General features: G+C 56.8%; 9 protein-coding genes and 1 pseudogene. 4 read left to right on the top strand and 6 right to left on the bottom strand.

Annotated features, from left to right (window positions below):
* Positions 1–5: 5 nt before the first annotated feature.
* A pseudogene (locus IM291_RS15570) lies at positions 6–698 on the bottom strand (carbohydrate porin).
* Between the two features lie 280 nt (positions 699–978).
* On the opposite strand from IM291_RS15570, the gene IM291_RS15575 reads away from it, so the two are divergent.
* On the top strand, positions 979–2,664 hold the full coding sequence (locus IM291_RS15575) for an alpha,alpha-trehalase (RefSeq protein ID WP_048998683.1): 1,686 nt from the start codon (positions 979–981) through the stop codon (positions 2,662–2,664).
* A 60-nt stretch (positions 2,665–2,724) separates the two neighbouring features.
* Here the strand turns inward: IM291_RS15575 and IM291_RS15580 are convergent, their stop codons facing one another.
* Both IM291_RS15580 and IM291_RS15585 read right to left on the bottom strand, forming a co-directional pair.
* Complete coding sequence (locus tag IM291_RS15580; protein WP_048998681.1) at positions 2,725–4,827, bottom strand: TonB-dependent siderophore receptor; 2,103 nt, start codon at positions 4,825–4,827, stop codon at positions 2,725–2,727.
* 112 nt (positions 4,828–4,939) lie between these two features.
* Entirely contained in the window at positions 4,940–5,194 is a 255-nt protein-coding gene (locus tag IM291_RS15585; RefSeq protein ID WP_028013508.1) for a GlsB/YeaQ/YmgE family stress response membrane protein, read from the bottom strand.
* A gap of 207 nt (positions 5,195–5,401) precedes the next feature.
* Between IM291_RS15585 and IM291_RS15590 the strand changes: the two genes are divergently transcribed.
* Positions 5,402–6,133, top strand: coding sequence for a flagellar brake protein (locus IM291_RS15590; RefSeq protein ID WP_028013509.1), 732 nt, complete (start codon positions 5,402–5,404; stop codon positions 6,131–6,133).
* A 36-nt stretch (positions 6,134–6,169) separates the two neighbouring features.
* Here IM291_RS15590 and emtA read toward each other — a convergent pair whose 3' ends face one another.
* The gene (gene emtA / locus IM291_RS15595) at positions 6,170–6,781 is read right to left on the bottom strand and encodes a membrane-bound lytic murein transglycosylase EmtA (protein ID WP_041909508.1); all 612 of its coding nucleotides are present in this window, start codon (positions 6,779–6,781) and stop codon (positions 6,170–6,172) included.
* Positions 6,782–6,887: 106 nt separating this feature from the next.
* On the opposite strand from emtA, the gene ldcA reads away from it, so the two are divergent.
* Together ldcA and IM291_RS15605 are read left to right on the top strand one after the other, a co-directional pair.
* On the top strand, positions 6,888–7,802 hold the full coding sequence (gene ldcA, locus IM291_RS15600; protein WP_041909506.1) for a muramoyltetrapeptide carboxypeptidase: 915 nt from the start codon (positions 6,888–6,890) through the stop codon (positions 7,800–7,802).
* 88 nt (positions 7,803–7,890) lie between these two features.
* Positions 7,891–9,624, top strand: coding sequence for a potassium/proton antiporter (locus IM291_RS15605; protein ID WP_041909504.1), 1,734 nt, complete (start codon positions 7,891–7,893; stop codon positions 9,622–9,624).
* A gap of 46 nt (positions 9,625–9,670) precedes the next feature.
* On the opposite strand, the gene dadX is transcribed toward IM291_RS15605, so the two are convergent.
* Both dadX and IM291_RS15615 read right to left on the bottom strand, forming a co-directional pair.
* The gene (gene dadX, locus IM291_RS15610; protein ID WP_028013513.1) at positions 9,671–10,741 is read right to left on the bottom strand and encodes a catabolic alanine racemase DadX; all 1,071 of its coding nucleotides are present in this window, start codon (positions 10,739–10,741) and stop codon (positions 9,671–9,673) included.
* 9 nt (positions 10,742–10,750) lie between these two features.
* The gene (locus IM291_RS15615) at positions 10,751–12,049 is read right to left on the bottom strand and encodes a D-amino acid dehydrogenase (RefSeq protein ID WP_192987264.1); all 1,299 of its coding nucleotides are present in this window, start codon (positions 12,047–12,049) and stop codon (positions 10,751–10,753) included.
* Between the last annotated feature and the right edge of the window lie 11 nt (positions 12,050–12,060).

Raw genomic sequence — 12,060 nt, forward strand, 5'->3', positions numbered from 1 at the left:
TGGCATCAGAAAGAGTATTTAAAGCGCACGCGGCCACCGTAGCGATCGTCGTTTTTCTTATCGCCCGCTTTCGGGGAAGCGTTGACCCAGGACGCATACGCGCCCAGATAGATATTGAAGATTTTCATCTTCATGACGTTCGGGATCAGATCGTATGGATGGTATGAATATCGTACTCGCCCTTCGCGTCCAGGTAAGCGGTGTTGAGGTTCATGACCAATCCGTTCTCCGGATCGGTTTTAAGCCCGTCCCAGGTCATAGTAAACCCGTAGCCGTCGCTGTAGAGATCGTCCGACTTTAATTTCCCCGTCGTTCACAGAACCGAAGAAGAATACCGCATCATCGAGATACATTTTCCCGCCGAGAGGCTGAACGGAAAATCCGGCAAAATTGCCGTTATCCATTTTTCGATAACCATCAAAACCTCATAAATTACGCCCGTTAATATCCCAGCGTTCTTTATATCCCGGCGCCCGGTCGCTATTAGTGCTTTGATTAATGGGGGTCAGACTGCCTGTTTTACTGGCGGCATCCATATTAAACTCCACGTCACCATAAAATTTAATATCGCCAAACCCTGAAAGCGTCAGCTTTGGCGGTTCGGCTTTGCTCACCGGCTCTTCGGACTGCATAACAACGGCGGGTGGTGCCTGCGCGGCGGCCGCCTGCTGCTGTCTAAGCGCCGGAATAAAATGCACTTATCAGTATTACCGTTTTTTTAATTTCATAAAATTCATCCTGATTATAAAAGTGGATACGCAAATAGGGAGCATCGCCATTTCGACTACATAGCCTTTTGGGTTCTATTATTTTTTTTGTTGCACAACAAATCCTTCCGGACAGGGCGTGCGAAGCGGTAAATTGTCTGGTTCTGCGCAAAATGGGATATTCAACACGCGAAGCGGGCAATATTCGTCTAAGGTTTTCAGGTGATTGATAACAGCGGTCACGCTGTTCAGGAATACAGGAGACGAACCGATGATAAGACCTCGTACTTTACGCCCTGCTCTTTTGCACCTCGCGCTGGGAGGCGCGCTGCTCGGTGTAGCAACGATGGGTTATGCTGAAGAACAGCCAGCCTACCAGAAAAATTCACCCGATATTTTGCTTGGCCCTCTGTTTAACGACGTGCAGAGTGCCAAACTGTTTCCCGATCAGAAAACCTTTGCCGATGCCGTTCCCAAAAGCGACCCGCTGATGATACTGGCGGATTACCGGATGCAGCACACCCAGACAAGCTTTGACCTGCGCCACTTTGTGGAGATGAACTTCATGCTGCCTGCGGAAGGTGAAAAATATGTGCCGCCTGCGGGACAAAGCTTACGTGAGCACATTGACGACCTCTGGCCGGTGCTGACGCGCACCACGGATAAAGCCAGTAACAAATGGGATTCCCTGCTGCCGTTACCGAAACCTTACGTTGTGCCCGGCGGGCGCTTCCGCGAGGTCTACTACTGGGATAGCTATTTCACCATGCTGGGCCTGGCGGAGAGCGGCCACTGGGACAAAATCAGCGATATGGTGGATAACTTTGCGTATGAGATTGATACCTTCGGCCATATCCCCAACGGCAACCGCAGCTACTACCTGAGCCGCTCCCAGCCGCCGTTCTTCTCACTGATGGTTGAGTTGCTGGCGACGCATGACAAAGACGCGCTGAAAAAATACCGTCCACAAATGGAAAAAGAGTACACCTACTGGATGGAGGGTGTAGAAAGCCTTCAGCCAGGGCAGGCTAACCAGCGCGTGGTGAAGCTCGATGACGGTTCCGTACTCAACCGCTACTGGGACGATCGCGATACCCCGCGCCCGGAGTCCTGGCTTGACGATATCACCACGGCGAAGAGCAACCCTAACCGGCCTGCGACGGAAATCTACCGCGATTTGCGCTCCGCAGCGGCCTCGGGGTGGGACTTTAGCTCCCGCTGGATGGACGACCCGCAAAAGCTCGGCACCATCCGCACCACCAGCATTGTGCCCGTCGATCTGAACGCCCTGATGTTTAAAATGGAAAAACTGCTCGCGCGAGCAGGCCAGGAGGCGGGCGACAGCGCGGCGGCGAGTAAATACGAGGCATTAGCCACCGCGCGTCAAAAAACCATTGAGCGCCACCTGTGGAACGATAAAGAGGGCTGGTACGCCGATTACGATCTCAAGAGTAAGAAGGTGCGCAACCAGCTCACGGCGGCGGCCCTCTTCCCGCTCTACGTGAAGGCGGCGGCACAGGATCGCGCCGATAAAGTGGCCGCGGCCACCTCCGCGCGCCTGTTGAAGCCGGGGGGTATTACCACCACCACCATCAACAGCGGCCAGCAGTGGGATGCGCCAAACGGCTGGGCGCCGCTGCAGTGGGTGGCAACGGAAGGGTTGCAGAACTATGGGCAGGATAAGGTTGCAATGGACGTGACCTGGCGCTTCCTGAAGAACGTTCAGCATACTTACGACCGCGAGAAGAAGCTGGTGGAGAAATATGATGTCTCTTCTACCGGTACCGGCGGTGGCGGCGGTGAATATCCGCTCCAGGATGGGTTCGGCTGGAGTAACGGCGTGACGCTGAAAATGCTGGATCTGGTTTGTCCGAAAGAGAAACCGTGCGACAGCGTGCCGGAAAATCAGCCTGCGGCGAACGATGAGGCTGCGCCGGTGAAAGCTGCGGCGCAGTAAGGGAGTATTGCCGGGTGATGGCTACGCCTTACCCGGCCTTCATTTTGAACTCACAGGGATTTAGAAGCTGTAACTCGCCCCTAGCTGATACGTCCTGTCACGCCCAATCCAGCAGTTGGTCGCATCGTAGCAGGTCAGCGTCTCTTTATTGGTGATGTTCTGCATACTCGCCTTAAGCGTCAGCCCCGCCAGCGAAGGCAGAATTTCGCCCATCCGGTACGACGCCGCCAGATCGTACTGCGTAGTGCCCCCCAGCTTACCCGCATCGTTAGACGGTGAAATCTCCATCGGCCCGGTATAGCGCGCCCCGGCGCCCAGCATCAGCCCCTTCAGCGGCGTGCTCTCGAAGGTGTAGTCCCCCCACAGGTTGAACGCATTTTCCGGCACCTGAGTAGGACGCTTGCCCTGGTATTTATCATCTTCGGTATTAATTACGTGGGTGTAGGCATAGTTGGCAATCAGCGTCAGGTTGTCAGTCGGGCGGCTGATGGCGGAGAGCTCCGCGCCTTTGGATTCCACTTCACCAGTCTGACGGTAGTTCAGGAAGCCCGGGTCGGAGGTGACGACGTTTTTCTGCCGGATGTTAAACACCGAGGCGGTAAACGTCGTGGCGTACTCTGCCAGCAGATATTTTACCCCGCCTTCCACCTGCTTGCTGGTGGTTGGCTTGACGTCTTTCGCCGTGAGCGTCCCCTGCGGCGAGACCGGTGCAAAACCTTCTGAATAGCTGATAAACGGCGAAATACCGTTATCGAAGGCGTAAAGCGCCCCCAGGCGTTTGGTAACGCGATCCTGCGATACCCAGGCCTTATCGCCGTTTTGCAGGTAATCGGTGGTGACGGAGCGGTAATCGTCGTAGCGCAGGCTGCCTAACAGATTTAAGCCGCCAAATTCCACCTGATCCTGCAGGTAGTACCCGTTCTGCTGGTAGCTGAGACGGTTTTTCTGGGCGGTGTAGAGCCCCAGCGCGCTTTCGTGGATTTGCGAATAGTCCGGATTACGCATATCCATGCCCGGCGTAGTCGACGCGTAGCGGTAGTGGAAATGGGAGTTCAGCCTCTGATAGTCAAACCCGGCCAGCAGATGGTGTTTCCATTCGCCCAGCGCAACGGTTTTAGTCACCTGGTTGTCGATGTTGAAGCTCTTAAGATCTTCATCGGTGGTATAGGCAAAGCGGTTAAGCTGATAGACCTCACTTCCCGTTCCCGTCGCGTAGACGCTGTTCTGGTGGGTATCGACGTCGAAATAGCGCGCTTTCTGATTAAAGCCCCAGCCGCTGTCGAACTCATGCTCGAAGCTGTAGCCCAGCATCCACTGCCGCTGCTTAAACCCGCTCCACTCATCTCCGGCGTAATCCCGGCGATCGGCATATTTGGACCGCAGGTAAGCGAGCGGCAGCGGGTTAGACGGCGTCAGGCTCGGGGAGTTTTGCGCCAGCGCATCCAGGGTGAGGCGGGTTTTACTGTCGGGTTGCCATGTAACGGACGGGGCGACCAGATAATTTTCATAGCGGCTGGTGTGCGGCTGATCGTTATTCTCCGTCGCCTTACCCAGCAGGCGGTAATTCCAGTCGCTGTCGGCAATTTGTCCGGTCGAATCGAGGTAGCCTTCTTTCAGATTACGGTTCCCGGTGTTAAAACCGACCTCGGTTCGGGCTTCCCGCTGCGGCTTTTTGCTTTGAATATTTACCAGCCCGCCCGGCGAACCGCCGCCGTAAAGCACCGATGAAGGCCCTTTCAGTATATCGACGCTCTCTATTAACAGCGGATCGATGCGCGCCTTGGTGTTACCGGTGACGTTATAGGGTAGCTGCAGCCCGTTGTAAAACTCCTGATCGACGGTAAAGCCACGAATTTTGTATTCGCTCATATAGGAGGTATTCCCCCGCACCTCGGTTGAGACGCCTGGGGCATAGCGCAGGATTTCATTCACGGAGTTCGCGTGACGCTTTTCGATCTCCGGCGCAGAGAGCGTGTTGATAACCTGCGGCGTTTTACTTTCGGCAACGGCCGATTTGGTGGCGCTGTTGGTCCAGGCCGGCAGCGCGCTGCCCTGCTCTGAGCCCGTGACGACAATGGTTGATTCTTTGGCGAAAGCCTGGACCTGCAATGCCAGCGTGACGGCACCCGCCAGGGTGCATAACGTAAAACGTGAGGAGTTCATAATGTCGTCTTGTTATTACATGCAATACGGAACGACAATTATTATCATTTAGATTAGCAAATCAATATAGCGGCAAAAAAAACGGCCCTCCGCAGAGAGCCGTTCTGTCATTTTATGCTCGTCGCAGTAATCTGAATATGCCCAGCACGACAATGGCTCCCACGACAGCGACCAGGAAACTGTGCATGTCGAAACCACTGATGTCACCACCAAAACCAAACATCGTCGCCAGCCAGCCGCCTACAACCGCACCAACGACCCCGAGTACGCAGGTCAAAATAAAGCCGCCGCCATCGTTTCCCGGCATGATCAGTTTTGCGATAGCGCCGGCAATAAGGCCAAAGATAATCCAGGCGATAATACCCATAGCAATGCCCTCTTGCAGATTAAACGCATGTGCAGAAAACCTTCTGCACAGCTAACTTAAGTATAGGTCATCACCGGAAAACCAGTTTCGTCTCACCGACTTATCCTGCGGACAACGGTAAAAAAATCTCACCGGTTTGTATTAAGTTTGAGGGTGGATTGCCGATAACACTAAGACAGTCTGTCATCAATCAAGGAGCCATCCGGCGTGAGTCATTACAGTGAGCAGTTCCTCAAGCAAAATCCGCTGGCTGTATTAGGGGTATTACGCGACCTGCAAAAAGGCGAAGTGCCGCTGCGCATCAGCTGGTCGAATAATCAGTTTATCAGCAAGATCCTTGACGTCTCGCAGGAGAGGCTGGTTATTGACCTGGGCAGCCTGGAGTATGAAAACCGCGCGGCGCTGAAAGCAGAGAATATCGTGGTCATGGCCGAAACCCATGGGGCCAAAGTGGAATTTGTCCTGCCGCGACTGGAACTGAGCGAATACCAGGGACTTCCGGCTTTTGTTACCCTCCTTCCTGGCAATCTCTGGTTTGTCCAGCGCCGTGAATATTTCCGCATCAGCGCCCCCCTTCATCCTGCCTATTTTTGTAAGGCCAAAATGCCGGACAAAAAAGAGATCCGCTTCCGTCTCTTTGACCTGTCGCTGGGCGGAATGGGCGCGCTGATGGATACCCCGAAGCCGGAGGGTCTGGTAGAAGGCATGCGGTTTACGCAAATAGAACTGGATATGGCGGGCTGGGGCCGTTTTTATTTCGATGCACAGCTGATTGCCATCAGCGAGCGCACGGTGGTGGACAGCAAAAATGAAACGATTACCACGCCGCGTCTGAGCTTCCGTTTTCTGAACGTCGGGCCCGGCGCGGAGCGCGAGCTGCAGCGCATTATCTATTCGCTGGAACGGGAAGCACGGGAACGTGCGAATAAGGTTCTGTAGGAAAAGTCGGGCAGCGAGCGCCGCCCGTTTGCGGCATTACATGGCATCCATCGCTTTCTGTACTTTCCAGATATAGCGAGGCGCCTGCGGTGCCGGATGATTTTTCGCCACATGCTCGACGAACTCATCTTTGTCCATGTCGTTGATCTCCTCAATCGCCTCTTTGCGGTCAGAGGAGAAAGTTCTGAGCAGCGCCCCGGCGCCGTTCACGTACGAGACCACCAGCGCGTATTGCATCACTTCCGGATCCTCAATGCCCTTCAGCACGCCGTGTTCCAGAATGCTCAGGTAAGCGGTCCCCATAGAAATGTTGCGTTCCGGATTCTTCAGCTCGCTGGTCGACGGCTGGCCGCTCCAGCCCATATAGCGGTAGACCTCTCTCCCCGCCGTAGAGGCTTTCAGCTGCATCAGCCCCACCGCGTTGGATTTGCTGACAAGCGTGGGATTGCCGCCGGACTCCACCGCAATAATGGCGGTGATCAGCCGAGGGCTGACGCCCCATGCCTTCCCGGCTTGTTCACTGATCGGCATCCACTGCATGGCCCGTTTCACCGGCACTTCCGGGTTCCAGGGCGGGTTTTGATAATCATGTTTTGAACTACAGCCAGCCAGCAAAACAATCAAAAAAGCAAACCATCTCAATTTCACGTCATCTATCCTTATAGCCGGTCATCGCGGTGCGCCGCCCTTGAAGCAGGCGACGTATACGCGGCATGATATAGACAATTAGTTTCTCATTCAGCAAGGAATTGCCATGTCTCAGTTTCATCTCATCGCGCCATCGGGCTACTGTATTAACCAGGACGCGGCGCAGCGGGGCGTTCAGCGCTTACTGGAATCCGGCCATCAGGTAGAAAATCAGACAATTATCCCCCGCCGCCAGCAGCGTTTTGCCGGAACAGAAGCGCAGAGGCTAAATGATATCAATAGCCTGGTGAACCTGAAGGGCGAAAACCGAATAGTCCTTGCGGTGCGCGGCGGCTATGGTGCGAGCAGGCTGCTTGAGAGCATTGACTGGCAGGGCCTGGCACAGCGCCAGCAGCAGGATCCGCTGCTGATATGCGGCCACAGCGATTTCACCGCCATCCAGCTTGGTCTTCTGGCGCTGCATAACGTCATCACGTTTAGCGGCCCGATGCTGGCCGGTAACTTCGGCGCGCCGGAACTGGACGCGTTCACCATGGAGCATTTCTGGCGCGCGCTGCGCAATCCCACCTACAGCGTGGAATGGCAAGGCAATGGACCGCACTGGGAATGTGAGGGCCAGCTCTGGGGCGGTAACCTGGCGATGCTGGTCTCGCTCATCGGCACGCCGTGGATGCCGCAAATCAAGGACGGCATTCTGGTGCTGGAGGATATTAACGAACATCCGTTCCGCGTCGAGCGCATGTTATTGCAGCTTTATCATGCCGGTATTCTCGATCGCCAGTCCGCGATCGTGCTGGGCAGCTTCAGCGGCTCTGCCCCGAATGACTATGATGCGGGCTACTCCCTGGAAACGATGGTCGATTTCATCCGCTCGCGGCTGGATATTCCGGTTATCACCGGTCTGGATTTCGGCCATGAACAGCAGACCGTTACCCTTGCGCTGGGCGCGCAGGCGACGCTTACACATGATGTTTCGGGCAGTCGGTTAACGATCGGTGGTCATCCGGTCATAAAAGCATAAAAAACCCCCTTAATAAAACGCTGTTGCCGTTGTTAATATGTTAGGGTTTTAGTAACAGCGTTAACATTGAGGTGGGAGAAAGAGAACATTGGATGCCGCAGCGATAATCAGCCTTTTCATTCTGGGTTCTGTACTTGTAACCAGCAGTATTTTATTAAGTTCATTTTCATCGCGTCTTGGCATACCCATTCTTGTTATTTTCCTGGCCATCGGCATGCTGGCCGGCGTTGACGGCATCGGCGGTATCCCCTTCGATAACTATCCCTTCGCCTACATGGTGAGTAACCTCGCGCTGGCGGTGATCCTGCTCGACGGCGGGATGCGAACTCAGGCGAGCTCCTTCCGCGTGGCCTTAGGGCCTGCGCTGTCGCTGGCGACCGTCGGCGTGTTGATCACCTCCGGCCTCACCGGGATGATGGCCGCATGGCTTTTCAATCTCAATCTGATGGAAGGCCTGCTGATTGGCGCAATCGTTGGCTCTACCGATGCGGCGGCGGTCTTTTCCCTGCTTGGGGGTAAAGGGCTTAACGAACGCGTTGGCTCAACGCTTGAGATTGAATCCGGCAGTAACGATCCGATGGCGGTGTTCCTGACCATCACGCTGATAGAGATGATCCAGCAGCACGAGACGGGCCTGAGCTGGATGTTTGCCCTGCATATTCTGCAGCAGTTCGGGCTGGGGATTGTCATCGGCCTGGCGGGGGGATACCTGTTACAGCAGACGATCAACCGCATTTCTCTGCCCTCAGGGCTTTACCCTCTGCTGGCACTGAGCGGCGGCATTCTCATTTTTGCCGTCACCACCGCGCTGGACGGCAGCGGTATTCTCGCCGTCTACCTCTGCGGGTTCCTGATGGGCAACCGCCCTATTCGCAACCGTCATGCTATTTTGCAGAACTTTGACGGCCTGGCGTGGCTGGCACAAATCGGCATGTTCCTGGTGCTGGGCCTGCTGGTGACCCCGTCGGACCTGCTGCCGATCGCCGTTCCGGCGCTGCTGCTGTCGGCGTGGATGATCTTCTTCGCCCGTCCGCTCTCCGTATTTGCAGGCCTGCTGCCGTTTCGCGGCTTTAACCTGCGCGAGCGCGTCTTTATCAGCTGGGTCGGCCTGCGCGGCGCGGTGCCGATTATCCTTGCGGTGTTCCCGATGATGGCCGGTCTCGACAACGCGCGGCTGTTCTTCAACGTGGCGTTCTTCGTGGTGCTGATTTCCCTGCTGTTCCAGGGCACGTCGCTCGGGTGGGCGGCGAAAAAGGCCAAAGTGGTGGTGCCGCCCGTAGGCTGGCCGGTCTCCCGCGTGGGGCTGGATATTCACCCGGAAAACCCGTGGGAGCAGTTCGTCTATCAGCTGAGCGCCGACAAATGGTGCGTGGGGGCCTCGCTGCGCGATTTGCACATGCCGACTGAAACGCGCATTGCCGCCCTGTTCCGCGATAATGTCCTGCTGCACCCGACTGGCAGCACCCGCCTGCGCGAAGGGGATATTCTGTGCGTCATTGGCCGCGAGCGCGACCTGCCCGCGCTGGGCAAGCTGTTCAGCCAGTCGCCTCCCGTGGCGCTGGACCAGCGTTTCTTCGGCGATTTTATTCTGGAAGCCAGCGCCAAGTTTGCGGATGTGGCGCTCATTTATGGCCTGGATGAAGGTGCAGAAGACGGTGATAACCCGCAAACGCTGGGCGAAATCATTCAGCAGCGGCTTGGCGCTGCGCCGGTTGTGGGTGACCAGGTGGAGTTTGCCGGGATGATCTGGACGGTGGCAGAAAAAGAAGATAACGCGGTGCGGAAGGTCGGTTTGAGGCCGATGGAAGAGGACGCGGAGTAGTTTTTTTGCCGGGTGGCGGCTTCGCGTCACCCGGCAAAGATACAAGTTACACCGTCACAACCGGCACTCTTGGTGCCAGGGCGCACATCAGTTCATACCCTACCGTTCCCGCCGCGGCCGCCACGTCATCAATTTTGATTTCGTTGCCCCACAGCTCGACCGGTGAACCGATGCCCGCCTGCGGGCATGGCGTCAGGTCAACGGCCAGCATATCCATTGATACCGTGCCTACCGTTCCCGTGCGCACCCCATCAACCCACACTGGCGTGCCGGTCGGCGCGATACGCGGATAGCCGTCGGCATAACCGCCCGCGACGATGCCAATCCGCTGCTCGCCCTTCGCCCGGAAGCGGCTGCCGTAGCCTACCGTGTCGCCCGCCTTCAGCGTCTGCACGCCGATGATCTCGCTGCGCAGGGTCATGACCGGCCTCAGGCCGCTGTTGGCAATATCCTGCCACTGGCCTGAGGGTGATGCACCGTACAGAACGATCCCCGGACGCACCCAGTTATAGTGGGCTTCAGGATGCCAAAGCGTCGCCGCCGAGTTCGACAGAGAGCGCGGACAATCGAGCCCTTCAGCCGCCTGCTCAATGCGGACCATAGCATCAGCAATGCCGTCCGGTTTTTCCGCATCGGCAAAGTGCGCCATCAGCGTCATTTCGCCGACGTTTTTCAGGCCACGCAGCTGCTGCCAGACCGTATGCACCCGCTCGGGCTGGAAGCCCAGGCGGTTCATGCCGCTGTTCACCTTGAGATAAATATCCAGCGGAGCGTGGAGCTTCGCATCCTGAATGGCTTTAATCTGCCAGTTGCTGTGAACGCTGGTGGTCAGGCGATACTTATCCAGCAGCGGCAGATCGTCCGCGTGGAAGAACCCCTCCAGCAGCAGAATAGGCCCTTTCCAGCCGCGCTCGCGCAGCAGGATGGCCTCTTCGAGATTGAGTAACGCAAAACCGTCGGTCGCGCCGAGCGCGCTCCATATACGGTCAATACCGTGGCCGTAGGCGTTTGCCTTGACGACTGACCAGACGCGCGAACCAGGTGCTGCCCGGCGAACAATTTGCAGGTTTTCCTTCAGGGCCTGCAGATCCAGCTGAGCCAGAACAGGACGGGACATGACAACTCCTTAATTATGCGCGCCGTGCAGGTGCTGAGGACGCGATGGCGTAAATCCTGATTGATAGCGCGCAGCACTTAAATCGTCAAACGGAATTGCCGGCGTGCGCCCGGAAATCAGGTCGCTCAGCAGCTGGCCCGAGCCGCAGGCCATCGTCCAGCCGAGCGTGCCGTGTCCGGTATTGGTCCACAGGTTTTTGTATGGCGTGCGGCCTACAATCGGCGTGCCGTCCGGGGTCATCGGACGCAGGCCGGTCCAGAACGTCGCCTGTTCCACAAACCCGCCGCGCGGGAAGAGATCGCCCACTACCATCTCCAGCGTTTCACGACGCGGCTGCAGCAGCTCGGTGTTGAAGCCGACAATCTCCGCCATGCCGCCGACGCGAATACGCTTATCGAAGCGGGTAATGGCGATTTTATAGGTTTCATCCAGGATGGTTGACACAGGCGCCCCGCTCTCCTCTTTCACCGGGATAGTCAATGAATAGCCCTTGAGCGGGTAGACCGGAATATCGAGGATGCCTTTCAGCATGGCGGTGGAGTAGGAACCAAACGCCATCACGTAGGCATCCGCCTTTATCACCTCGTCGCCGCACTTCACGCCATAAATTTTTTCGCCTTCCGACAGCAGCTTGTCGACGGAGGTATTAAAGCGGAATTTCACCCCAGCCTGCTCGCACATCTGTGCCAGACGCTGGGTAAAGAGCTGACAGTCGCCGGTTTCGTCATTCGGCAGACGCAGACCGCCGGTCAGCTTGTGGGCCACTTCGGCCAGCGCGGGTTCCACCTGCCCCAGCTGGCTGGCTTCCAGCAGCTGATACGGTACACCGGCATCTTCCAACACGGCGATATCGCGGGTGGCGTTTTCATACTGTTGCTCGGTGCGGAACAGCTGCAGCGTGCCGCCCTGACGGCCTTCGTACTCAATCCCCGTCGACGCGCGCAGGGCTTTGAGGCAGTCACGGCTGTATTCCGCCAGACGCACCATGCGGCCTTTGTTTTCCATGTAGTGCCGGGTGTCGCAATTGCGCAGCATCTGCCACATCCACTTCAGCTGGAACTGCGTGCCGTCAAGGCTGATGGCCAGCGGCGCGTGGCGCTGGAACATCCATTTGATTGCCTTCAGCGGCACGCCGGGCGCCGCCCACGGGGCCGCATAGCCAGGAGAGATTTGACCGGCATTTGCCGCACTGGTTTCAAGCGCCGGGCCGGATTCACGATCGATAACGGTAACCTCATGTCCCGCCTGACTTAAATACCAGGCGCTGGTTACGCCAACGACACCACTTCCCAGTATGACAACACGCATAGCCACTCCAT

Origin of the sequence: Enterobacter cloacae complex sp. P27C (genome assembly GCF_014895705.1) — a bacterium.
In the GTDB taxonomy this organism is placed as follows: domain Bacteria; phylum Pseudomonadota; class Gammaproteobacteria; order Enterobacterales; family Enterobacteriaceae; genus Enterobacter; species Enterobacter bugandensis.

What these genes read in the sequence shown, in the direction of transcription:
- IM291_RS15615 (WP_192987264.1), bottom strand. Translation starts at nt 12,049, where the DNA reads ATGCGTGTTGTCATACTGGGAAGTGGTGTCGTTGGCGTAACCAGCGCC.
- IM291_RS15585 (WP_028013508.1), bottom strand. Translation starts at nt 5,194, where the DNA reads ATGGGTATTATCGCCTGGATTATCTTTGGCCTTATTGCCGGCGCTATC.
- ldcA (WP_041909506.1), top strand. Translation starts at nt 6,888, where the DNA reads ATGTCTCAGTTTCATCTCATCGCGCCATCGGGCTACTGTATTAACCAG.
- IM291_RS15580 (WP_048998681.1), bottom strand. Translation starts at nt 4,827, where the DNA reads ATGAACTCCTCACGTTTTACGTTATGCACCCTGGCGGGTGCCGTCACG.
- IM291_RS15575 (WP_048998683.1), top strand. Translation starts at nt 979, where the DNA reads ATGATAAGACCTCGTACTTTACGCCCTGCTCTTTTGCACCTCGCGCTG.
- dadX (WP_028013513.1), bottom strand. Translation starts at nt 10,741, where the DNA reads ATGTCCCGTCCTGTTCTGGCTCAGCTGGATCTGCAGGCCCTGAAGGAA.